The organism is Herbiconiux daphne (assembly GCF_024979295.1).
GTDB classification, from domain to species: Bacteria; Actinomycetota; Actinomycetes; order Actinomycetales; family Microbacteriaceae; genus Herbiconiux; species Herbiconiux daphnes.
The window spans coordinates 1-523 of sequence record NZ_JANLCJ010000805.1 but is presented as its reverse complement, the minus strand read 5'-3'; the positions used below and the strand labels follow the sequence as shown (position 1 = coordinate 523).

The following is a 523-nucleotide window of genomic DNA, read 5'->3' as shown; positions in this document are numbered from 1 at the left end:
TCTTCCTGGTGTTACCGGTATTACAGTGAGTCCTACTTCTGTAATTCTTAAAGGTGACGATACAACAACACACAGTGTTAGGGTGACAGTTCAACCTGTTTGGGCACCTGATCAATCATTCACGTTATTAAAATCTCGTGATGAAGTTGCTACAGTTCCTGGACAAACTCCTGGTGTTTATTCAGTGACCCCTGGTGGTTATAGAGATTTCACATTCAAACGAGCCTCTGGTGTTAATACCGATGGTCTTACCGATATCTATCAATTCATCGCCACTGATGGTGGTGCTACTGGTATGGTTCAGTTTAGGATTGAGCATGTAAATAACCCAGGTGGTGGACCAGACGAACCTGATGATGGTATGGCTGGAGAACCGGTTGTTGATTTTGACATGCCTGCTCAGGCTCCTCCTGTTCTTCAGGTAACACCGAGGTTAGCTGCTGTACCGACTAAGACAATCACAAGTGTCACATTAGATAAAACGAATATCGACTTTAACCAAGGTGATAAAGAAACAATCAAA

At 43.2% G+C, this 523-nt stretch carries 1 protein-coding gene; it reads left to right on the top strand.

Annotated features, from left to right (window positions below; genetic code table 11):
* Window positions 1-82: 82 nt before the first annotated feature.
* Window positions 83-523 (top strand): hypothetical protein (locus N1032_RS27795; RefSeq protein WP_259543967.1); only part of this gene is annotated, 441 nt, incomplete at its 3' end.